Below are 20140 nucleotides of genomic sequence, written 5' to 3' on the forward strand. Positions count from 1 at the left end.
CCTGCACACTGAAACCAGCCACACGATGCCGCCGACGATGGTGCTCATGGCTGCGGCCCGGTGCTCGCCCGCGCGACGAAGAGGCCACCGGACTGCGGCACGATGGCGGAAACATCGCGCACGGTGACGGTCGCGGGCCTGTCGTTCGAGGTGCGCTCGACCTGCACGGGATCGGCTGCGGAATGGCGATCCGGCTGCGCGATGAACAAGGGCGCGCGCGTCCATGCGAGCGGATCAGCCGCCGCGACCGCGACAGGCGTAACGATCGCGCCGCCGTCTATGATCGGCGCAATGGCTGCGACATAGGCGCGGGTTTCAGCGGGCAATGGCCGACCGGAAAGCGACGCCTCATAGCGACTCGGGCCGGCATTGTAGGCGGCGAGCATGGCGCTGACACTGCCGTAGCGATCATGCAACTCGCGCAGATAGGCCGTGCCAGCAAGAATGTTGTCGCGCGGATCGTAAGCGTCGCCGCCGAGCCGATGCCGGACGCGCAGTTCCGTCCATGTGGCGGGCATAATCTGCATCAGCCCCATCGCACCGACCGAAGAGATGGCGCGTGGATCGCCCGCGCTTTCGGCGCGCAGCACCGCCCTGATCCATGCCATCGGAACGCCGAAGCGCTGCGAGGCTTCCGTGATATGGGCAGCATAGGGATCGGAGGTTGCCGCACGCTCCGCCGATTGAGGCTGCGCCACGACGGCAACGGGTATGGCGGAAGCGAGCAATCCCGCCAGCATCAGGAGCGCGCATCGGACAGGCGCACCTTCTCCGCTACGAAGCCAGCCTATCAGCGTGCTCGCTGCGGTCAAGGGTACGCGCAAAGCGCCGGCCAATGGCCGCCCTTGACCTGCGCTGTGCGCGCCGACCGACCTGCGTTCGAGCGGGACGGAGGGATGAGACGGCTTTCCCACGAACAGAGGGATGACCGATCTGAAGAGGATCGCACAGGCGCGCTGGCTGACGGTTCGCATGGCGTCAGTCCTTCCCATCGCGCTTTTGCGGGCGGCTCCAGTGCAGCGACCATGCGCTGCCGGCGTCGTCGTCGCGGAACAGGTTGGCGCGGATCGGCTGCGGCAAAGCGGGATCGTCGATCAGCAACGCGATATATTCGCCGGCACGCTCGCCGGTGCGCTTCCAGCCCGCGCCAATCTCCGGGCCTTCGTCATTGCCGTGGTGGATGCGGTAGTCAGGCGCGTTCTCGGCGTCGGACGGCTCGGCCGGAACGACGGTGATTTCGCGGTAGATGGTGAAGGTGTGGATGCGGCCGGTGAAGCCGGATTGCTCGCGCGTGAATGTGCCGATTTGCGGCATGGAAACCTCCTTGTGATTGCGTTGGTGAGGGAATGAGAGCGGTGGTCAGCGTGTCGCCGCACGCCAGACGAACCGGCCGTCGCCGTTTTCGTCGGTGTAGAGCGGCGTCGCCTTGCCGATGACGGTGCGCGCCGGGATCGGACCGAAATAGCGACCGTCCAGGCTGTCGCGCACGTCGGGATTCATTAGGAAGATGTCGCCATCCGCGATGCGGCGGCAGCCCTGCCAGACCGGCAGTTCGCGACCGTGCCGGTCGCGGTCGAGTGCATCGCCCAGCGGCACGGCATCGATGGTCACGGCGCTGCCGGTGCGGCAAACCCGTTGACCGGGCAGCCCCATGACGCGCTTCATCAGCGGCACGTCGCGACCGATATAGCCACGCTCGACCATGAAATCGGTGAGCGGCTTGTCCGGCATGACGGCGACCAGATCGCCGACAGCCACGTCGCTTGGGCGTTCGAGGTCGTAAAGACCGATCGGCACGCTGGCCGAGGCGTTCCAGACGAGGCGCAAAGGCGTCGGAATGAATGCGGCGATGGCGACGCCCATCGTCGCGAAATACGTCACCATGACGTAGCCGAAGCGGGTCATTGCTCAATCTCCCGCCGCTTGAGCCACGCCTGATGACGATCCGCCGTGTAGGGGCGCGGCGTATGACCGGCGCCTATACGGTTGCCGACATGCCGCCAGTGGTCGGGCGCGACCTCGCAAGCGTCGATGCCGGCAGCCTCCACCGCGTCGATATGGCGGATCACCTGTTCGACCTTGGGCCAGCCTTCGATCTTGAGCAGAATGTCGCCGCCAGGGCGCACGAAAGGCAGCGTCTGGTATGCTTCTCCCGGCTCAACGACGCGCACGATGTCGATGCGCGAGATGATGGTGCCGAAGTCGTTGGCGGCCCAGCGGACGAAGGCGAAGATGCTGCCGGGGCGATAAGAGAAGACGCGCCGCCTGCGGTCCAGCACCTGTTCGTGGACCTCTCGGCCGAACCTGATCCAGTTCTCGATCCGCTTCTCGATATGCGTCAGTTCGACATGGGTAAGGCTGTCGGATGGCAACGCGGACGGCATGAGGCCGCCGCGCGCGCGGGGCACCGCGGCGCTGGTCATGATGGATCTCTTTCGGGGTTTAGGGGAAATTCGCGCGCGAGCAGATCGCGCAGCATGTCGGCGACGGTGATGCCGCGCCGGAACGCGGCGATCTTGATCCGGCCGCGCAGCTCGGGCGTCACGTCGATGGTGAGCCGCGCCGTGAAACTGGCCGGATCGGCATCACGCGGCGGAGCGTTCGCCGCCTTGATCCAGTGTTCGGGATCGGCAGGACGGGCGGCGAAGCCGCGACGGGGCGGACGCTCGCTCACGGCGCTACCCTCTTGATGCCGAGGGCGTCGATCGACGCTGCCAGCACCGTGATCTCGCGTGCGGCGGGCGTATCGTTGTCCAGTTCGGACACCAGCCGCCCCGACTGTGCGGCGACGGCGAAGGCGATGCGCTGTCCGATGGTGGCGGCAAGCACTGGCGGATCGTGATCGGCCAGCGTCTCGGCCGTCTCGCGGGCGAGCACGGTGCGCGCACCGCATCGGTTGAGCACGAAGCGCGCGACCAGTTCGGGGCGGTAGATGCGGGCCTCGGTGATAAGCGCCAGCATTTCCGCCGAGGCCCAGCCGTCAAGCGGCGATGGCTGCACGGGGATCAGCACCAGGTCGGCCGCGAGCAGCGCCGAGCGCATCAAGGCGGCGATGCGCGGCGGCCCGTCGATGACGACATGATCGGCGTTGCCCGCCAGCGCCGGTGCTTCCCGGTGCAATATATCGCGGGCCAGACCGACGACGCCGAATGTGCGGGCCAGCCTCTCTCGGGCGCGTTGCTGCGACCAGTCCAGCGCAGAGCCTTGTGGGTCCGCGTCGATCAGCGTGACGCGCTTGCCCTGCCGCGCCCATTCTCCGGCTAGGTTCAGCGCCAGCGTCGTTTTGCCGACGCCGCCCTTCTGATTGAGGAGCGCGACGATCATGGCGCACCTCGCCGAGTGGCACCGGCACCGTGCCTCGCGTGCGTGCGCGTCAAAGAAGAAGAGTTAGATTCTTTGTTAGACTCTAAGTTAGCAGTCGGATTCCGCGTTTCAGGCCAGAGACTTAACTGCGGTTCATGCGCCCGAAATCCCGATAGTCCTGCGCCCGAAATCCCGATACCGCTTGCGCCCGAAGTCACGAGCGCTTCCACACCGTTATCCACAGGCACTGTGAACAGACCGGAAGGGCGGATTTGCATCATTTCCCGTCGCCCTTCGCGCCAGATGTCGAGGCGGTAGCCGGGCAGCGGCTGGCGGGCGGCGATGCGGCGCAGGTCGAGCGCGAAATCGGAGATGCGCGCGAGGCTGCCCGACTTCTCGTGGAGGTGGGCAATCTCGAACAACCAGCCATGTTGCTGGTGGCCGGCGTGCTTGCGGGCGACACGGTAGAGCCAGCGTTCGATCCCGCCAGTCAGCCGGAAATAGTCGGGGTCGATGGTCAGGACCAGCGAACGGTCGATGACGCCGCGATAGAACCAGTCGGGCAGGACGAACTCCATGCCCTCGACGCGGCCGTCACGGGTGGTCAGTTCTTCCCATTCGTTGATCCAGGAGAATTGATGCCGCCGCCAATGCTCGCCGTGGCGGATGGTGGTGCGGATCACCGTCGATTGCAGACGGGCGAGCGCGCCCTTCAGCAGGCGATATTCGCGCGCGCCGGTGGCGCGGCCAACCGCCTGCAAGAGCTGATAGGGCGTGAAGCGCAGGAAGCGCGACGTGCGCAGGCCGTGGTTCTCGGCCTCGACGATCTGGCTGGCCGCCCAGATGAGCACGTCGGCGTCCCAGATCGTCGCCATGCCGTGTTCGGGCATCCCAAAGACTTCGACGCGCTGCCCGCCGGATTCATAAAGGATCGGGGCGATGCGCTTGGCCTTGGCAAGCGAGAAGAAGGGCCGCTCCATGAGATCGCGCTGATCGCGGGGGCTGGCATCGCCGGTGGCCACCACGAACGGATCGAGCCGTTCGCGTTCGCTGCGCTCTCCCAGGTGCTGCCGGGCGTGATGGTCGGCGCCCGGCATTCAGCGGGACGCCTTTTCGGCAGGGGTCAGTGGACGAGCCGGGAAGACGCGCGTGGCGGTCTTCTCGGACGCGGACTTGCGGATGCCGTCTTTGGTCCACGCCTGAAGGTCATCGACGGAATAGACGATCCGTCCGCCGATCTTGCGATAGGTCGGGCCGGTGCCGTAGGTGCGGTGCTTTTCCAACGTGCGGATGGAAATGCCGAGGAAGCGGGCCGCATCGGGCGCGCGCAGGTATCGGGGCGGCAGCCCCGTCTTCGGGTCTATCATGATCGGATCTCCGGTCGGGTTCGAGCGGGCTGCCGAGGGCGGCAGCGGGCTATGGCGAACCGTGGCGGAGAACCGGCGGCTTGCAGCGTGCCGGAATCAAGGGGGTGCGATTCCGGCACCCCGGTCGCTCCGATCCGAGCGGAGCAAGAATCAACGATGCGGAGGAAGGCGAACGGGATAGTGCAGCAGGTCACGATAGCCGCCGCGCATGTAATGGAGACCATCCGCGACCAGACGCCGAATTTGATTCTTGCGCGGGTCGGTTTCCCAATCGGCCTTGCGTCCGTGAAAGCCGAGAAGCGATTCAGCAATCTGCCGATAGCTGGCGCCATCGAGCTTTCCGTCCAAAGCCCGCAAAGTGAGGACATGCCGACTACGGGTTTGCGGCGGAAGGTCGTGGCGCCAGTCGCCGGGCGGGCGGTGCTGGAGCGCACGCCAAAAGCGCAGCAGCGCTGCAATGCGTAGCTCCAGCAGTATGTCGAGCGGAAGCACCACGCAGAACGCGCCATGACTACGCGGCAACGGGTCTGCGAGCCAGAACTGATGTGTCAGATCGCACGAACGCCAGAGCCCATGCGATGCACCGTCCACGGCGCTGCGGAGATCGAGACCGGGCAACTCTGCCAGATCGACCGGCATGGCGGCAGGATCGGCCTCACCGACGACCGACGAGCGAAGCTCGAAAGCGTCAGGCAGCAGTGACGGCAGCCAGCACAGTCGCGCGCGGTCGGCAGGTTGATCGGGATCGGTCGCGAAATCGCAACCCCCAGCGCTCGGAAAACGCGATCCGAGCATTTGGGTTTTCTGATCTGATCGCCTTCATCCGGCGAAAATCGCGACGATAGGCTTCGTCGCGTCGAAGATATTCCCAGGCAAAACCGGCAGCAGAAATATGATCTGCATGTGCATAGGCTGCCGGTGCGCGCCAGTCTGAACTCGGCATGGCGTCACCTCATATCTACGCTCATCTCAAGCGCAAGAGAGGTGAAGAATGAACAACCTTCGATATATTTTGCAGATACTGTTTCAAGATACCATGATCTTGAAAACACATCGAAAATGGTAAATTTTTTACTACCATAATGGATGTGGCTTGGCGAGCCGGGCCAGCCCGGCGAGCCGCATTTTGCACAGCAAGCCCGCCGATCCGCCAAAGCGGATCGGCGCAAAATCGGGAAACCGATGTTGTGGAATGGCAGGAAGACGTAGAGCCGGATTGGCGGCTCTACGTCTTTGCGATCAGGCGGTTTTCAGGCGCTGCATTCCCTCGGCAAGCGTCCAGAGCGCGCGGTTCAATCCGACATTCTGGTCGATGCCATTGATGGCGCGTGTCTGGCTGCGGCGGATGCGACCATCGGCGGTCTGGCGGCGTCCGCTGATCCCGCCCCGGATGAGGTTTTCCTGAATGACGTTGAAGGTCTGCCACAGGCTTTGCCCAACATCCTCGCGGCGGCGCGGGGCAATGATTTGGTCCGGGCGAACCGGGCTTTCGTCCTCGCCATAGCGGGCGACAAGGCTCGCCTCGGCTAACACGCGCTGCTCGTCGGACGAAAGCCGCGTGTCTTTCATGCCTTCCGTAGCGTCGATCAGGCGGGGGAAATCCTCTGCCACGGTATAGACGCCCTCGATGATCTGATCCTGTATCCCGCCCTTGTGGGGGACGCGGACTTCCTCGAACCGTTCGCCCGCAATCATGCTGTTGGTGCAGACGAAACGCAGCATGCCCGCAAACATCTGATAGGCGCTCGTCCCGTCATGTGAATTGACGATGATGACTTCCGCCGCCTCCGGCTTGCCGATGCCGTCGTCCCGGCGCAGGCGCAGCATGTGCTTGGCATGGCCCATGCGCTCGCCGTCACGCGGCACCGCCTGCACGGCGAAGAACGGAAACCATCCTTCCCGGCGCAGCCCCTCGACGATCTCGATGGTGGGGACATAAACATATCTGTGCGAACGGCTGTCATGCGCTTCGCGGGCGAAGATGGACGGGACGTGGCGGTAAAGGGTTTCGTTGTCGAGGGCTTCACGCCCACTGATCTGGTGAGAGTTGCGGCCGAACCGGGTAGCGAGACGATAGGTCATGGTCTTGATCCTCATTGGCTTGGGTTGAAGCGCAGCGCTGCGCTGCAACCCTGGCCGTCGCCGAGACCGGGGGGTGCAAGGAGCAAGGGCGGGCGGGACGGAGGGGGATCGCCCGGCCTGGACGGAACGGAGGAACGACGTGGAGGAAGGCTGGGGATACCGTCCCGGCCGAGCGTCAGCGATCCCTTGCGCCGCGCCAGGGGGAGACCCCCAAGCAATCCGCCCGGCATGAGCGCCAGCGGGCGCCGGGCAAGAAACCGGATCAGGATGTGCAAAGCCTCACAACCTGAAAGCCGCATATCCTGATTGCCGTATTCTCTTGAAGGCGCGGACAAGCATGAAGAAGCCCCGCTACTCAGGCGGGGCTTCGGAGGTTTCCGGGCTCAGTCTGCGCTGCGGCGGGACCAGATGAGGTTGTGGGCCTCGCCGCCTTCGTCCTCGACTAGGCTGGCGTAGATCGGGGCCGGGAAGCTCGGATCGTCCAGCTTGACCGAGAGATATTCGCGGCCGGTTTCGCGGGCGGTCTTCTTCCAGGCCGCGCCGAACTCGGTGGCGCCGGCGAAGATCCGATAGTCGGGGCCGCGCTCGCTTTCGCCTTCGGCCGGGACGAACTTGGCCTTGACGTTGAGGGCCAGGGTCTTGACCGTGCCGGTGATGTCGCCGTTCGCAGTCTTGGTGAAGGTGCCGATGGTTGCCATTGTCGTGTCTCCGTTCCTCGGGCCACGCCTATCGCGACCTCGATGGCAGTCGTGAGACCGGAGACGATCAGCCCGCACCTGAAGGGCTGGAACGAAGTGGAGGACGACCGACGACGGCTTTTTTGCTTCGCGATGCAAAGCGCGTTCGCGCGCGGCGGAAAAAAGCCGGTAACGGACGTTGCGGGAGGATGATCGAGGCGAAGCCGGTCTTCGGTCAGACCCATGCCTTTCGAGGACGCCGTAGGTGCGCCCCTGCAGGACGGCAGAGAAACGACGATGCGATCTCGGCCCCCGTCACGCGATGAAGCTGCGGATGGCATCCCTGGGATGGCCTGCGCTGTTCCTGAACGAGGCTGGCTTCTCCTGTCGGCGCTGGCGACGGTTGCGGTCATGCCTCAAGGATTGCGGACGCCAACGAGTTTGGAGCTACTGAATTGGGCGTTCCCGTCCGGTCTCACTATCACACGGCAATGCGGGATGGACCGTCGCTCCAAGCGTGATCCGCTATTGCGGGCGATGGAAAGGGCGAGGTTTACAAATCCTGAGTCCGCCGTGCTGGAGACCGCGGCAAGACACCGTTCCCCGTTGTTGCGGGGCTTCAAGAGATCCGCTGCCGCTTCTTGCGTTAGTGATCGAAGCCGAATGGCGGAAACACGTTCCTCGGCGTGGTTCCGGCGCAGCCGAGAGCGCGGCCCGAAGGGAAACGCCATAACTCTCCATGTTTCCTTTCATCCAATGTAATCACTTCATGAGCGTGGCTCCGAAACCAAACTCAGATTTATTGTTGGCGTACATGTGCACATACGCTCATCATCTACGATGATGTCATCCGGAGAATTTAAATGCCGAATAAACTAGCGAGGATATTAGATCGAGAAACGCCGGCACTTTTGATCGGTAACGGCATAAATCGGCATAATGGAAACTCAAGTTCATCTTGGAACGAACTTCTTGCCGAACTGGCTCGAAAACAGGGTCTCGCCCTCACGGAGCACGATGCCGCGGAAATGTCGAATACTGAGTTTTTCGACATTCTTGATCTCGCTCGACCAAAGGAGGATCGAAGCAATTTGCAGGAAGAATTCTGCAAACTGATGGGCAAATGGATGCCTGGCGATCACCACGCGGAGATCGTCGGCTGGGCACGACGGCATCAAAGGCCGCTTATCACCGTCAATTTCGATGAAAACCTCTCCAAGTCCGTAGGCGCGCAATTCTACCGACGTGGCGAGCATTTCACCCACTACTATCCTTGGAATTGTTACTTCTCAGATCGTGAAGTTGGAAATCCCCGTTCGAGCTTCGCGATCTGGCACGCCCACGGGATGATGCGATACAAAATGAGTATCCGTCTTGGACTCACGCACTATATGGGGTCCGTTCAGCGGGCGCGTCCTTGGGTGTACAATCGTAATGGGCTCCGCGCTAACGCAAAAACCAATGAAAACTTATGGCTTGGCTCCGATACATGGCTGGAGGTGTTCTTCTTCTGCCCATTAATTCTCGTCGGCTTTGGGTTCGGAAAGGACGAAAATTTCCTTCGCTGGCTTTTTCTGGAACGGGCACGCCTACACAAGCTGAGGCCCGATTGGGCTGCTAAGACGTGGTTCGTTGATAGAGGTACAGCGGATGAAAAACAGCGGCGGGTTTTTCTCGAAGGGCTAGGCATGGAGGTCGTCACTGTTCCTGAGTACTCCGACATATACGCCAATCAAGCCTGGAAACACTAATCTTATAATAAACACCCGGCACAAGGCGGGTCATTTGTCTTGATTTACGTCGCCAACAAACCGCATCAATGCAGACAGGCCCGTGACGCCGCCACCGATCAGGCAGAAGATCGTGCGCCAAACCTCGGACGGCACGGCCTCGCGTGTGATGCCGTGAACCATCGCATAACCCGCAACAGCGGCAGGTACGGCGAAAGCAAGCGCGACGGCGAGACGCAGGATCGGCGGGCGCACTGCCATGAACAGGACGATCAGCAGACCATAGGCGACAGCGCCTGTTACCAGTCCGACCAGTCCCGCGCCGATCAGGCCGGAGCCGGAGGCATAGGCCCAACGCGCCACCTCCACGCCGAGCATGAAGGGCAGCGCATAGACGGCGAGCGTATAGGCCAGGACGCATAGACCGGCGACCAGCGCGACGGTCATCAACATGAGCACAATCATCGCAAGTTCCTCCTGAACCGATGACGGCCACGGTCATCGGATCGGTCGCGCGGGGTCGATCCCCGCGCGACCAAAATTTTTTCGAGGGTGGAAAACAGGAAGGCCGGGACCACTTGCGCAATCCCGGCCCGGCCCTCACTCGGCGGCTTGCAGATAAGCGTCGGCTTCCGGCTCGGCGGCAGGCTGCGCGGTGCGCAGCACGGTCGGCAGCCAGCCGGTTCCGGCCAGAATCTGTTCGGCGGCCTGCGCCATCTCCGGCTTCTTCAAGCCCGCGATCCGCTCGGCGGCCTCATCGCTGACGGCTTCTCGCACTGCGGCGAGGATATGCGCCTTGGTGACGCGACCAAGATAGGTCTGCCCGGTCGGGGTCCAATGCGCCGTCATGTCCAGCACCGTCGCCGTCGCCAGCTTCTCGGTGGTTGCGCGCGCGTTCGGCTTCTGCTCCCACTGAACCCTGACCGCATTGACGGTCAGCGATGCGCAATGCGCGAGCAAGGCCATGAGGCTCGCATGGTCCAGACCGGCGACGAAGGCCCACAGGTCCGCTACGTCGCGGGGCATATCCGATGCCCATTCGGCATGACGATCCGCCAATGCCTTTGCGGCGGGCGTGTCCTCAATGCCGTCCGCGTGGGAAGCGAGGTAGGCACTGGTCAACCGGATTTCGAGGCAGGAGGCTTCCCCGCCGCGATAGAAGGTCTGCGCCGCCAGCGCATGAACCACGGCGACAAGCGCCGTATCCGGCTGCTCGCCAAGGGCGAGGCGAAGGCCAAGGGTGCGATGGGCGGTCAGATCGCGGATGAGAAGGTCCGACAGCGGCTTTCCCGCATCCCCGGCATCCTCGTCCTCGGCCTCGAGCCCGGAACCTGCCCGCTCGTCCTCGTTTCCCTCGTCCCCGACAATCTCCCCATCCGCGTTGACGGTCACGCCATCCACTTCATAGATGGCGCTTTCCGCTGCCTCTGGTTCCGGCGCTTCGTCCTCGGCGCGGATGAAACCACGCTCGATCCGGGCCGTACCGTCATGGTTGAGGATGACAAATACACCGCCGCGCGCGATCTCGTCGGCATCATAGGCGTGGCGCTTGGCGTCGATCCGCTCGATCTCGGCTTCAAGCTGCCCAAGCCGCTGATCCACCTCGTCGGGAAGGTCGACGTCCGCATCCTGCCATTCTGCCGACAGGCGCTCCAGTTCCTCCTGCGCGGCGTCATAGAAGGCGGCATCTTCCTCCGACAAATCCACCGGATGCGGATAGCTGCGGCGCAAGCCGTGGGCATGGGGATAGTCGATGTGAGCGGCGGTCCACTTCCATCCTTCTGCGGCCTGCACCTCGGCGGCGATGTTTTCCAGCTTTCCGATGACAAGCCGGTCGAGCAACATGGCATCCTCGAAATAGCCGCCCCGATCCTCGGTGAAGAGGTCGCGGATGATCGTGCCGCCTGCCTCCGCATAGGCGTCCGCCCCGACGAAACGCGCGCGCCGTTCGGTCGCCTCCACATGCGCCTTGGTCAGATCACGCCGGATCGTCGCGGGTTCGCGGTTCCACGACAGGTTATCGAAAACCTGCTCCTGACGGTCATGATCCTCGGTGATGGCGAAGGCCATCAACTGATCCAGCGACAAGCCGCCATCCCGATAGACCTGCATCAGCTTCGGGCTAACAGCGCCAAGGCGAAGCCGCTGCTTCACGACATGGGCAGAAACCCCGAACCGGGCGGCGATCTCTTCCGCGCCCCATCCGCGATTATCCGCCAACTCCCGGAACCGTTCGAACTGGTCGGCGGGGTGCATGGCTTCGCGGGTGACGTTCTCGTCAAGGCTGATTTCCGCTGCGTCGTTCTCGGTGTCCAGAACGCAGCGGATTGGTTCCGTTTTCTTGATCTGCTTGCGCTTCAAGCGCAGCAATTGCGCCAGCCTGCGGCCTTCGCCGATGGTCACGAAATAGCTGCCGGTCGGCTCGCCCTCTGCGTTCGTCTCCGGCTCCACCACCAGATTTTGCAGCATCCCCTTGGCTGCGATGCTGGCCGACAGCGCTTCGATATGGGCTCCGCTATGCGGGGTCTTGCGGGCGTTGCGGGGCGACTTCTTCAACTTGTTCAGCGGCACGAACAGCGCCGCGCTGTTTTCGGCGGCAGGGGCTTCGGCAAGCGTGGCGGTCGTTTCGATGGTGTTGGTCATAGTCGTGATCCTCATTGGCTTGGGTTGGAGCGCAGCGCTGCGCTGCAACCCTGGCCGTCGCCGAGACCGGGGGGTGCAAGGAGCAAGGGCGGCCGGGACGGAGGGGGATCACCCGGCCTGGACGGAACGGAGGAACGACGTGGAGGAAGGCTGGGGATACCGTCCCGGCCGAGCGTCAGCGATCCCTTGCGCCGCGCCAGGGGGCAGCGCCCCCAAGCACACCGCCTGGCATGAGCGCCAGCGGGCGCCGGGCAAGAAACTGGATCAGGATGTGAAAAAGCCGCTGAACCTGAAAACCGCGCATCCTGATTGCCGCAGCTAAGCTTGTGGTGAGGTATGACCCAGTTCAACAGCCTTGCGACGCTGGGCGGTCGTCAACGCGGTCCAGAACCGATGGACGCGCGCGGTCGGCATTTGTTTCAGATCGTTGATATGTTGGGCGCGACGAAGCTCGATCTGGAAGAACGACGGGTGATGATCGATGTTGAAGGCCTGAAGCTTCCAGAACACGACGGCGGCGTATTTAGGGGTGAGCTTCTTATTCCTGCGATAGTAATCCAGAGCGCCCGACAGGATCGGATTGTTTTCTTTTGTAGCAAGCTGTTCAAGTGTGCGGATGCAGGATTCCAACTGCATCTGCTGGGTCAGCTTGGTGAGGTGGCGCTTCGCTTCGGCTGGCGACAGGCGCCGCCCTTTCTCCATGACCGCCACGTCGAATTGAAGTATGCAGTGGGAGCCGACCCAAAGCGTCGCATCGGTATAGTGATTGGCGATCTCGAAGTGGTAGCGAAGGTCTTGCTGGCCGCAGAGTTCACAGGTTTCGACGGGTTGCTCGTGATCGACTGTGTTGTCGGTGAAGGACCACTCGTCGAACGCAGCGGGCAGGTTTCCCGCCACTGAAAGCGGAAGAATACTGTCACGAACCCGTTGCGTGTATCCGCCCATGATGGTGCTGCCTGTTATTTAAGAGCGCTTACCTTAGCTCAACTACTATTTAAGCCAAGTGCCAATTGCTTAAATAACGCTGCGCCCGCATAATGGGGCATGCCCGAATCAGCTTCCAACCTCCGGCTAGGCCGCTTTGTCGAGACCCCTGTTGCGGGCGAAATCGTGCGTGCCTTCGTGCCGCCTCCACTGCCGCCGGAACCGCCGATCGACGTGCTGGCCCTTCTAGAGCGGCTAAGTCTGGCGGAACGTGCCTTGGGGCGCCTGGACGGCATTACTATGCTGCTGCCGCGCCAAGAACTGTTCCTCTACATGTACGTGCGGAAGGAGGCCGTCCTTTCGTCCCAGATAGAAGGAACGCAATCAACCCTTTCGGACCTGCTCCGCTTCGAGACCGAGGCGCAGGCGGGACAGCCGATCGACGACATCCGCGAAGTCTCAAACTACGTCGATGCGATGATGTATGGGCTGGAACGGCTGGAAGAGCTACCGCTGTCACTGCGTTTGATCCGCGAGATGCACGAACGCTTGCTGCAAAGCGGACGCGGCGGGACGAAGAATCCCGGCGAGTTTCGGCGGTCTCAGAACTGGATCGGCGGCTCACGTCCAGCCAACGCGCTGTTCGTGCCGCCGCCGCCGACCGAGATGGACGGTTGTCTCGATGCGCTTGAGCGCTTCATGCACGAGGACGGTTCCCGTCTACCCGCCCTCATAAAGGCCGGGCTGCTGCATGTCCAATTCGAGACCATCCACCCGTTCCTTGATGGCAACGGCAGGATCGGCCGCTTGCTGGTGACGTTGTATCTCTGCGTCAACGGTGTGCTGTGCAAGCCGCTCCTCTATTTGAGCTTGTACCTGAAAACTCATCGCGCCGATTATTACCGACTTCTTCAGGAGGTGCGCGAGCACGGGGCATGGGAAGCCTGGCTTGATTTCTTCCTCACCGGCGTTGCGGATACGGCCAATCAGGCGTTCGAGGCCGCTACCCGTATTGTTGATCTGTTCAAGGAAGACCGCGAGCGGATTACGACAGAGAGCGACCGGGCAGGCTCCGCGCTGCGTATCCATGATCTGTTTCAGCAGAACCCGTTCCTGACGGCCAACCAGCTCGTCCAACAAACAGGGCTTTCCGCACCGACAGTTAATGCGGCACTCGCCGATCTGGAACGGTTCGGCATCGTTGAGGAAATCACCGGGCGCAAACGGGGGCGCGTGTTCAGTTACCGGCGATATCTCGCCATCTTGAGCGAGGGAACCGACCCGCTCCCCATAACGGCCTGATGGAAGGAAGCCTGTGCGTATCGAATCCGTAACCCTGTCCGGCTTCCGCTGTTTTGGTCCCGACCCTATAACCGTGCCGATCGCATCCGAGATTACGGCTGTCGTTGGTCCGAACGCAGCGGGCAAGACGGCGCTGCTGCATGCCATGTCGAAGCTGTTCGGCGTGTCCCGTGCGCAGCGTACCGTTCTGCGATCCGATTTTCATCTTGGCGCAGATGACGATCCCGAGGACCGTGAACCAAAGGACATGTTCATCGACGTGCTGATCGGCTTGCCTGAACTGGCCGATGGTACTGCGACGCCGGAGACTATCGCGCCGTCGTTCCGGCACATGCAGATTGCGAGAGCCGGTGATGATCCGGTTTGTCGGCTGCGTCTCGAAGCGCGATGGGAGGATGACGGGACCATCGAGGGCGAAGTTTCCCAAGATTTGTTTTGGGTCGATACCCTCGACGACGATCCGGCCGAAGACAAATGCCACCCGGTCTCGGCAGCGGATCGGGGCCTGATCCAGCTTTATTATACGCCCGCCAGCAGGGACGCGACTGCCCAAATTAAGGCTACGACAGGCGCGCTCGCTGCTCGTCTGCTCCGGGCTATTGAATGGTCATCCGAAACCGAGGAGGCGGTGGAGGAGGCTTCCGAGAATCTGGCGACTGCGTTCGAGGAGGAATCGGCCATCGCCGCGATCGGGAAAGCCCTGCAAACGCGTTGGTCGGGCCTCCATGATGATGTTGTCGATACGAAACCGCGGCTCAGCCTGGTCAGCCGCCGCTTTGAGGAGGTGGTCAACAAGATCGCCGTGATCTTCGAGCAGGGACCGGATGGCCAGGAACGCGGCCTAGATGCCCTCAGCGACGGACAGCAATCGCTCTTCTATTTTGCGCTGGCCGCAGCCGTTTTCGATTTGGAGCGCAAAGTGGTCGCCGGAACGGTCGAGGGCTTCCGCGACGACACGCTACGCATTCCTGCGCTGACGCTCTTTGCGCTGGAAGAGCCGGAAAATCACCTCTCGCCGTACTTCCTCGCCCGGATCATTCGCCAAGTTCGCTCCTTGACCGACGCAGGTGGCGCACAGGCCATAGTCACAAGTCATTCGCCGGCGGTTCTGAGCCGTGTCGATCCGCGTGAGGTTCGCTACTGCCGCTGTGACCCGAAGACACGTGTCTCGACGGTCAAAAAGATCAAGATGCCGGCAGGCGTCGATGAGACCGCCAAATTCGTCCGTGGCGCGATGCTGGCCTATCCCGAACTTTACTTCGCGCGATTCGTCCTGCTGGTCGAAGGTGATTCCGAGCGGATCGTTTTGCCTCGTCTGGCCGAGGCGCTCGATCTCCTGATCGATCCGGCCTTTGTTGCGATCGTCCCCTTAGGCGGACGGCATGTGCAACATTTTTGGCGGTTGCTGAAACATCTGGGTATTCCGCACGCTACCCTCCTGGATCTCGATCTTGGTCGCGAAGGCGGCGGTTTTGGGCGGGTCAAGACGGCAATCGAAAAGCTGATCGAATTTGGCGCGTCCAAAGCTGCACTTCTGAAGATCGATAAAGGCATCTTACCCGATGCCGATCTTGCCGGAATGCACACTTGGGAGAGTTCAGGCGAACACGGCAATCTTCTCGCTTGGATAAATGGCAATCTGAAGCCGCATGGGGTCTTCTTCTCGGCACCGCTCGATCTCGATCTCGCCATGCTTAAAGCGTTCCCCGATGCATACAAGGCGATCATTCCCAAGGGTGGAGGGCCGAAAATGACCGCCGATAAGGCGGCGGAAGTCGTGCTCGGGACGGCGGGGCCAGGAACCACCATCTACACCGGTCCGTTCAAGGACTATCCGGCGCTGCTCCCCGCCTATCGCTATCATTTCCTCACCAACAGCAAGCCGGCGACACACCTTGCTGCGCTGACGCACATTAAGAAAAAGGACTTGGCTGAGAACATGCCTCCGGTTCTGGCTGAGGTTCTCCAGCATATCTCCAAGTCGTTGCGGCGGGATTAGCCATGGCGGTGCTCTCGCGACGGGTTCGGCCGGATGATTGGAAGCCCGTGGGGGTAGACGCACTCGAAGCGAATGCGCTCAAGGTCGTGCGTTCGACGGACAACCGATCCGTTATCGCCGGCCCCGGTGCGGGCAAAACCGAACTGCTGGCGCAACGCGCTGCCTATCTCCTCCAGACCGGCGAAGCGCCGCCGCCAAGGCGCATTCTCGCGATCAGCTTTAAGCGTGACGCCGCAACGAACCTCGCTGCGCGCGTCCGTCAGCGCTGCCATCGAAATCACGCCGGGCGCTTTGACTCCATGACGTTCGACGCCTTTGCCAAGGGATTGATCGACCGCCTTGGACAGGCGCTTCCTGATCGCTGGCGTCCACGCCCCGACTACGAGATCATTTTTCCCAACGATCGGGATTACCGCGATTTCCTGTATCAGCAGGTCGGCACACCTCCCGCATCAGTGGGCACCTACGCTGACCTCCAAGGCATCGCAGTGAAAACCTTTGAGCGGCGTCATCTGGTCGGATCACCGCTACCGTTGGATGCCTGGTCAAATCCGACAGTCGGCCAGTGGGCGGCGGATCGACTTTGGCAAACGTCACTCCATGAGGGGAAGAAAAGCGTCCTGTCATTCCCCATGATCGGCCGGCTCGCTGAACTCCTGTTGCGCGTCAATCCGATGGCGCGCGACGCGCTTCGCCTGACTTATTCGCATCTGTTTATGGATGAGTTTCAGGATACGACACAGATTCAGTATGATCTGGTTCGCACGATCTTCTTGGGTACCGATACGACCATAACTGCCGTCGGCGACAATAAGCAGCAGATCATGCGCTGGGCAATGGCGATGGACGATCCGTTCGCCGCTTTTGATGCCGATTTCGCCGGCAAGCGAACACCGCTCTATAACAACTATCGCTCTTCGCCAGAACTCGTGCGCATCCAGCATGTCCTTGCACAGGCTCTGGACGCTCGCGCCGTAGCACCAATCTCGCAGACTGCGGGCACGATCGCCGGAGACAGTTGCGCGATCTGGGATTTCTCCACACCGGAGGTCGAGGCGGCTCGCTTGGCTGCGTTCGTTGCCGCTGAGATGAAGACACACAACCTCGGCCCGCGTGATTTCGTTTTGCTGGTTCGGCAAAAGGCGCCCGACTATGCAGCCGTGCTTGAGCCGGCCTTCAATGCAGCCGGAATTCCCCTGCGCAACGAGGCCGGAACAGTTGGGGCGGTCATGCTACAAGAGTTGCTGGCGGAAGAAGCGCCTGAGCTCGCAATTACCATTTTGCGCCTCGCTATGACCAACCGCGCTGGTCGGTATTGGACGGAATGCCAAGAGGCGCTTGCGGCCTTGCAAGGCATCACGCCGGATGACGAAGCCGCGCAGTCCAGACTTGCCCGCGAGTTGGATGCCTATGCGATCAATCTATCCAAAACGCATCCTACCCCGCCGAAATTGAAGGCGGCGGCACGAGCGATCATTGATGACATTGTATCATTCGTGGGTCGAGATCGGCTGATTGCAGTTCACCCCGCTTATGGTCAGGGAGGCTGGCTGGAAAAAGTGTTGGACGCCGCTGCCGTGCATTTATCCGCGTCGTCAGCCAGCGGCGGCGACTGGTCAACGGCGCTCGACGCCTATGAAGGCGTCCACGCAATACCTCTAATGACAATCCATAAGAGCAAAGGGCTTGAATACCACAGCGTCATCTTCGTCGGCCTGGACGATGGCGCATGGTGGAGTTTTGCCAACGATCAGATCGAAGCCACGGCAGGGTTTTTCGTCGCTTTCACGCGCGCGAAGCAACGGGTTGTCTTTACCTACTGCGCTCGCAGAGGCACACGAAGCAAAATTGCGACGCTATACCGTTTGCTGGAAAAGGCAGGCGTCCGAACATTCTCGATGACTTAAGTTGAATCGCCAACTCTCCATCCATGGAGAGCAGGCGATCAAGCGGCTTCGTCATCATCTCTATCGTGACGTGCGGCAGCTTCCATTTCGGCAACGTCGTCAGTGAAATCGAGCACTATCTGAATGGGCAATTCAGTGGGGTTCTCATCATTGAAGTGATCGACATCCTGCTTAACCTGGAAGCAGTCGTCCGCGATGGCCTTACGACGCTGACTAAAAGACTTTTCCATGAACGAGCGCGGTGCGTTGTCGATGTCTGCCCATAGGCTCAATTGAACGCCACCGATATTGGTTCGGACAGAGTGTTTAGCTCTGTACTTCCTGCCTTGGGCGTCGATCCGCTTCTCCTGCCGAAGGCTTTCGGCCAGCGCCTCACGGCAAAGCTTCACCACGTCGCGCGGTTGCGGGCGGTAAAGTCCCTGTTCGATTGCCCAAGCAGCGACGTTGTCAAGCGATACCGGAGAGGAATCTACCTCTTCGGTATAGCGATCAAAAATCGCCTGCATTTGCTCAGAAAACTTTGCCATTCATCACCATCATTGAAATCTAAAGATGCGCTTCGGCAACGTGGCCCCAGCCATCGGTAACAGCCGAATTCACCACATAACGCCTGACCGGCACCTGATATTTACGGAGGTAATCATACCTCTTCATTCGCTTCTGGAGCTGTCCGACCACAATCCCTGGGTGGACGCCCATCAGCGACGCAAATCCGATCACGTCCCGTTCCGAGAAATAAGGGTGCTTGCGAGCATAGAAGGAATCCATCTTCTGATTCGGAACGCAGAAATCAGCAGCGGCCATATTTGCGACGCGCTCTTCATCACTGTCATTCTTCTCATCAGACGAATTATCTCCCGAGAGATGGTCGACCATACCAATTGAGCGTTTTCCGTGTCCCTCAAGGACATGTTCGATCTCGTGCCGTAGAACAAACCAAAAATTATCAAGGCGATCATACAAAGTTGACATTCCGATCACTGGAGATTGGTCGTCAAGCCAAGTACATACACCGTCGATCTTCGCGTTGGGCAGAGCCTCTACAACAACAAATCTTACACCGCATTCCGCAAGTAAAGTCGGCACAGTTTCGACGGCTTCAGGATCAACCATTAAAGCCCGCAACTTCGGAAGCGCGTCGCGAAGTTTTTCGGGCGAAAACGCGCGCACGGGAATATTGCTCGCGAGCTGCCGAACCCGAAACACCCAAGCCAACTGATGAGGCGGAGTTTCGTCGTAATGCGTCCTCTTGGCAGCAAACGCGATCGCGTTCGGCCCCTGATCATTGGCGACTTCGAAAAATCGGTCCATCTGAAGCTGAAGCAATGAGGATTCACCATCCTGGATCCAACCTCGGCGGATCATGTCGCGTACAGGATAGAGGGTTTGAAGTTCCGCCCTGGTTTTTACGGCCGGATCAGGTTCCTTCGCATTCTGTAAATCAAATTGACCTTGGAGGTTCAGAAAGAACTGAGGGGATGCATCGAAGGCGTCGCCAAGCAGCCGCGCCATGTCAGGAGTGATAGCCCGCTTTCCTGACAGAAGCGGATTCAACTGTTGTTCGGTCTGCCCGAGAATGAAAGCGAGATCGCGTTGCGACCAGCCACGAACCTCCAGCTCAAGCTTGATAAAGACGCCGGGGGGATCGATTGCGACGGTGTTGGTGCCGGCCATTATGCGGCACCCCTTGCTTGCTCTTCCATCGCCCTAACGATCACTGTCATAGCACTATTCTTTTCCTCAATCCGCAAGACCATCGCCCACTGAGGGGCTAAAACCACCAAATGCTCCGGAGAACCCGCCGCTCGCGCTCTTAGGCCAAGGCTCCTCCAGTTCTGCATGGTGCGAACATCAGGGGCGGCTCGGATTATGCTCAACCGCTGCCGAGCAGATTGAATGACGGCAACCGGCAGCTTTGTGTCTGCTGCACGCTCCGTTTCAATTAAGGCCAACTGTTGGTCTGCGAACTCGATCTCCATTGGGCGAACCATAACCGAGTCGCGCCAAGCCGTCAACGCAACTTAACGCAAGGCGTTAAGTTGCGTATTCGATGCTGCTCCTACGGCCGCCGAATGCCCGATAGCGCCGCCAAAAGACCTCCAGAAGGCGCCGATCACCGCCGATGACCGCCGATGACCGAATCCTTTGAAAATTCTTCAATAATTTCAGATGACTATGATGGTCTCATAGTGCTCATCTTCGTCGG

General features: G+C 61.0%; 24 protein-coding genes. 5 read left to right on the forward strand and 19 right to left on the reverse strand.

Annotated elements, in window-relative coordinates:
- Positions 1 to 44: 44 nt before the first annotated feature.
- The 13 genes from DMP17_RS03860 to DMP17_RS03920 form a co-directional block, all read right to left on the reverse strand.
- Positions 45 to 740 (reverse strand): lytic transglycosylase domain-containing protein, encoded by a 696-nt coding sequence (locus DMP17_RS03860; protein ID WP_337827759.1) that lies wholly within the window; start codon positions 738 to 740, stop codon positions 45 to 47.
- A gap of 238 nt (positions 741 to 978) precedes the next feature.
- Complete coding sequence (locus tag DMP17_RS03865; protein ID WP_279654563.1) at positions 979 to 1314, reverse strand: DUF736 domain-containing protein; 336 nt, start codon at positions 1312 to 1314, stop codon at positions 979 to 981.
- 45 nt (positions 1315 to 1359) lie between these two features.
- On the reverse strand, positions 1360 to 1905 hold the full coding sequence (locus tag DMP17_RS03870) for a S26 family signal peptidase (protein WP_279654562.1): 546 nt from the start codon (positions 1903 to 1905) through the stop codon (positions 1360 to 1362).
- Positions 1902 to 2423, reverse strand: a complete 522-nt coding sequence (locus DMP17_RS03875) for a DUF2840 domain-containing protein (RefSeq protein WP_279654561.1) — start codon at positions 2421 to 2423, stop codon at positions 1902 to 1904. The genes DMP17_RS03870 and DMP17_RS03875 overlap by 4 nt, the downstream gene beginning before the upstream one ends.
- Positions 2420 to 2674, reverse strand: a complete 255-nt coding sequence (locus DMP17_RS03880) for a hypothetical protein (RefSeq protein ID WP_279654560.1) — start codon at positions 2672 to 2674, stop codon at positions 2420 to 2422. Before DMP17_RS03880 ends, DMP17_RS03875 begins: the two co-directional genes overlap by 4 nt.
- The gene (gene parA / locus DMP17_RS03885; protein ID WP_279654559.1) at positions 2671 to 3324 is read right to left on the reverse strand and encodes a ParA family partition ATPase; all 654 of its coding nucleotides are present in this window, start codon (positions 3322 to 3324) and stop codon (positions 2671 to 2673) included. Before parA ends, DMP17_RS03880 begins: the two co-directional genes overlap by 4 nt.
- Positions 3321 to 4400: a replication initiator protein A gene (locus tag DMP17_RS03890; RefSeq protein ID WP_337827760.1), complete on the reverse strand. Its 1080-nt coding sequence runs from the start codon at positions 4398 to 4400 to the stop codon at positions 3321 to 3323. Before DMP17_RS03890 ends, parA begins: the two co-directional genes overlap by 4 nt.
- Positions 4401 to 4670 (reverse strand): helix-turn-helix transcriptional regulator, encoded by a 270-nt coding sequence (locus DMP17_RS03895; protein WP_279654557.1) that lies wholly within the window; start codon positions 4668 to 4670, stop codon positions 4401 to 4403.
- A 150-nt stretch (positions 4671 to 4820) separates the two neighbouring features.
- Positions 4821 to 5309, reverse strand: a complete 489-nt coding sequence (locus DMP17_RS03900) for a DUF2285 domain-containing protein (protein ID WP_279654556.1) — start codon at positions 5307 to 5309, stop codon at positions 4821 to 4823.
- Between the two features lie 49 nt (positions 5310 to 5358).
- Positions 5359 to 5613: a transcriptional regulator domain-containing protein gene (locus tag DMP17_RS03905; RefSeq protein ID WP_279654555.1), complete on the reverse strand. Its 255-nt coding sequence runs from the start codon at positions 5611 to 5613 to the stop codon at positions 5359 to 5361.
- Positions 5614 to 5909: 296 nt separating this feature from the next.
- Positions 5910 to 6752 carry a DUF932 domain-containing protein gene (locus tag DMP17_RS03910; RefSeq protein ID WP_279654554.1) on the reverse strand — a complete coding sequence of 281 codons (843 nt, stop codon included), beginning with the start codon at positions 6750 to 6752 and terminating at the stop codon, positions 5910 to 5912.
- A gap of 383 nt (positions 6753 to 7135) precedes the next feature.
- On the reverse strand, positions 7136 to 7450 hold the full coding sequence (locus DMP17_RS03915) for a DUF736 domain-containing protein (RefSeq protein WP_092715106.1): 315 nt from the start codon (positions 7448 to 7450) through the stop codon (positions 7136 to 7138).
- A 932-nt stretch (positions 7451 to 8382) separates the two neighbouring features.
- Positions 8383 to 8694: a hypothetical protein gene (locus tag DMP17_RS03920; RefSeq protein WP_337827761.1), complete on the reverse strand. Its 312-nt coding sequence runs from the start codon at positions 8692 to 8694 to the stop codon at positions 8383 to 8385.
- Between the two features lie 96 nt (positions 8695 to 8790).
- On the opposite strand from DMP17_RS03920, the gene DMP17_RS03925 reads away from it, so the two are divergent.
- Positions 8791 to 9180 (forward strand): hypothetical protein, encoded by a 390-nt coding sequence (locus DMP17_RS03925; protein ID WP_337827762.1) that lies wholly within the window; start codon positions 8791 to 8793, stop codon positions 9178 to 9180.
- Between the two features lie 30 nt (positions 9181 to 9210).
- Here DMP17_RS03925 and DMP17_RS03930 read toward each other — a convergent pair whose 3' ends face one another.
- The gene (locus DMP17_RS03930) at positions 9211 to 9624 is read right to left on the reverse strand and encodes a hypothetical protein (RefSeq protein ID WP_337827763.1); all 414 of its coding nucleotides are present in this window, start codon (positions 9622 to 9624) and stop codon (positions 9211 to 9213) included.
- A gap of 135 nt (positions 9625 to 9759) precedes the next feature.
- Entirely contained in the window at positions 9760 to 11802 is a 2043-nt protein-coding gene (locus tag DMP17_RS03935) for a ParB/RepB/Spo0J family partition protein (protein WP_337827764.1), read from the reverse strand.
- 139 nt (positions 11803 to 11941) lie between these two features.
- On the opposite strand from DMP17_RS03935, the gene DMP17_RS03940 reads away from it, so the two are divergent.
- A complete protein-coding gene (locus DMP17_RS03940) occupies positions 11942 to 12124 on the forward strand; it encodes a hypothetical protein (protein ID WP_337827765.1) in 183 nt (60 codons plus the stop codon).
- Here DMP17_RS03940 and DMP17_RS03945 read toward each other — a convergent pair.
- Positions 12121 to 12747, reverse strand: coding sequence for a hypothetical protein (locus tag DMP17_RS03945; protein ID WP_337827766.1), 627 nt, complete (start codon positions 12745 to 12747; stop codon positions 12121 to 12123). The genes DMP17_RS03940 and DMP17_RS03945 overlap by 4 nt on opposite strands.
- A 99-nt stretch (positions 12748 to 12846) precedes the next feature.
- Between DMP17_RS03945 and DMP17_RS03950 the strand changes: the two genes are divergently transcribed.
- Genes DMP17_RS03950 through DMP17_RS03960 form a run of 3 tightly spaced genes read left to right on the forward strand, consistent with a single transcriptional unit; the run spans position 12847 to position 17934 of the window.
- Positions 12847 to 14028: a Fic family protein gene (locus DMP17_RS03950; protein ID WP_279654542.1), complete on the forward strand. Its 1182-nt coding sequence runs from the start codon at positions 12847 to 12849 to the stop codon at positions 14026 to 14028.
- 13 nt (positions 14029 to 14041) lie between these two features.
- Positions 14042 to 16027 carry an ATP-dependent nuclease gene (locus tag DMP17_RS03955; protein WP_279654541.1) on the forward strand — a complete coding sequence of 662 codons (1986 nt, stop codon included), beginning with the start codon at positions 14042 to 14044 and terminating at the stop codon, positions 16025 to 16027.
- Positions 16028 to 16029: 2 nt separating this feature from the next.
- Entirely contained in the window at positions 16030 to 17934 is a 1905-nt protein-coding gene (locus DMP17_RS03960) for an ATP-dependent helicase (protein ID WP_279654540.1), read from the forward strand.
- A 38-nt stretch (positions 17935 to 17972) separates the two neighbouring features.
- Here the strand turns inward: DMP17_RS03960 and DMP17_RS03965 are convergent, their stop codons facing one another.
- From DMP17_RS03965 to DMP17_RS03975, 3 genes are read right to left on the reverse strand one after another with little or no spacing between them, the layout of a single operon-like run.
- On the reverse strand, positions 17973 to 18461 hold the full coding sequence (locus tag DMP17_RS03965) for a hypothetical protein (protein WP_037131299.1): 489 nt from the start codon (positions 18459 to 18461) through the stop codon (positions 17973 to 17975).
- A 19-nt stretch (positions 18462 to 18480) separates the two neighbouring features.
- On the reverse strand, positions 18481 to 19608 hold the full coding sequence (locus tag DMP17_RS03970) for a helix-turn-helix domain-containing protein (RefSeq protein ID WP_279654539.1): 1128 nt from the start codon (positions 19606 to 19608) through the stop codon (positions 18481 to 18483).
- A complete protein-coding gene (locus DMP17_RS03975) occupies positions 19608 to 19913 on the reverse strand; it encodes a hypothetical protein (RefSeq protein WP_337827767.1) in 306 nt (101 codons plus the stop codon). The genes DMP17_RS03970 and DMP17_RS03975 overlap by 1 nt, the downstream gene beginning before the upstream one ends.
- Positions 19914 to 20140 lie beyond the last annotated feature (227 nt).

It is taken from the genome of Pseudonocardia sp. TMWB2A (assembly GCF_017312135.1).

Excerpts from the sequence above, each read along its gene's own strand:
- DMP17_RS03860 (WP_337827759.1), bottom strand. The coding sequence starts at position 740 with ATGCTGGCGGGATTGCTCGCTTCCGCCATACCCGTTGCCGTCGTGGCG.
- DMP17_RS03865 (WP_279654563.1), bottom strand. The coding sequence starts at position 1,314 with ATGCCGCAAATCGGCACATTCACGCGCGAGCAATCCGGCTTCACCGGC.
- DMP17_RS03870 (WP_279654562.1), bottom strand. The coding sequence starts at position 1,905 with ATGACCCGCTTCGGCTACGTCATGGTGACGTATTTCGCGACGATGGGC.
- DMP17_RS03875 (WP_279654561.1), bottom strand. The coding sequence starts at position 2,423 with ATGACCAGCGCCGCGGTGCCCCGCGCGCGCGGCGGCCTCATGCCGTCC.
- parA (WP_279654559.1), bottom strand. The coding sequence starts at position 3,324 with ATGATCGTCGCGCTCCTCAATCAGAAGGGCGGCGTCGGCAAAACGACG.
- DMP17_RS03890 (WP_337827760.1), bottom strand. The coding sequence starts at position 4,400 with ATGCCGGGCGCCGACCATCACGCCCGGCAGCACCTGGGAGAGCGCAGC.
- DMP17_RS03895 (WP_279654557.1), bottom strand. The coding sequence starts at position 4,670 with ATGATAGACCCGAAGACGGGGCTGCCGCCCCGATACCTGCGCGCGCCC.
- DMP17_RS03900 (WP_279654556.1), bottom strand. The coding sequence starts at position 5,309 with ATGCCGGTCGATCTGGCAGAGTTGCCCGGTCTCGATCTCCGCAGCGCC.
- DMP17_RS03905 (WP_279654555.1), bottom strand. The coding sequence starts at position 5,613 with ATGCCGAGTTCAGACTGGCGCGCACCGGCAGCCTATGCACATGCAGAT.
- DMP17_RS03910 (WP_279654554.1), bottom strand. The coding sequence starts at position 6,752 with ATGACCTATCGTCTCGCTACCCGGTTCGGCCGCAACTCTCACCAGATC.
- DMP17_RS03915 (WP_092715106.1), bottom strand. The coding sequence starts at position 7,450 with ATGGCAACCATCGGCACCTTCACCAAGACTGCGAACGGCGACATCACC.
- DMP17_RS03925 (WP_337827762.1), top strand. The coding sequence starts at position 8,791 with ATGAGTATCCGTCTTGGACTCACGCACTATATGGGGTCCGTTCAGCGG.
- DMP17_RS03930 (WP_337827763.1), bottom strand. The coding sequence starts at position 9,624 with ATGATTGTGCTCATGTTGATGACCGTCGCGCTGGTCGCCGGTCTATGC.
- DMP17_RS03935 (WP_337827764.1), bottom strand. The coding sequence starts at position 11,802 with ATGACCAACACCATCGAAACGACCGCCACGCTTGCCGAAGCCCCTGCC.
- DMP17_RS03945 (WP_337827766.1), bottom strand. The coding sequence starts at position 12,747 with ATGGGCGGATACACGCAACGGGTTCGTGACAGTATTCTTCCGCTTTCA.
- DMP17_RS03950 (WP_279654542.1), top strand. The coding sequence starts at position 12,847 with ATGCCCGAATCAGCTTCCAACCTCCGGCTAGGCCGCTTTGTCGAGACC.
- DMP17_RS03960 (WP_279654540.1), top strand. The coding sequence starts at position 16,030 with ATGGCGGTGCTCTCGCGACGGGTTCGGCCGGATGATTGGAAGCCCGTG.
- DMP17_RS03965 (WP_037131299.1), bottom strand. The coding sequence starts at position 18,461 with ATGGCAAAGTTTTCTGAGCAAATGCAGGCGATTTTTGATCGCTATACC.
- DMP17_RS03970 (WP_279654539.1), bottom strand. The coding sequence starts at position 19,608 with ATGGCCGGCACCAACACCGTCGCAATCGATCCCCCCGGCGTCTTTATC.
- DMP17_RS03975 (WP_337827767.1), bottom strand. The coding sequence starts at position 19,913 with ATGGAGATCGAGTTCGCAGACCAACAGTTGGCCTTAATTGAAACGGAG.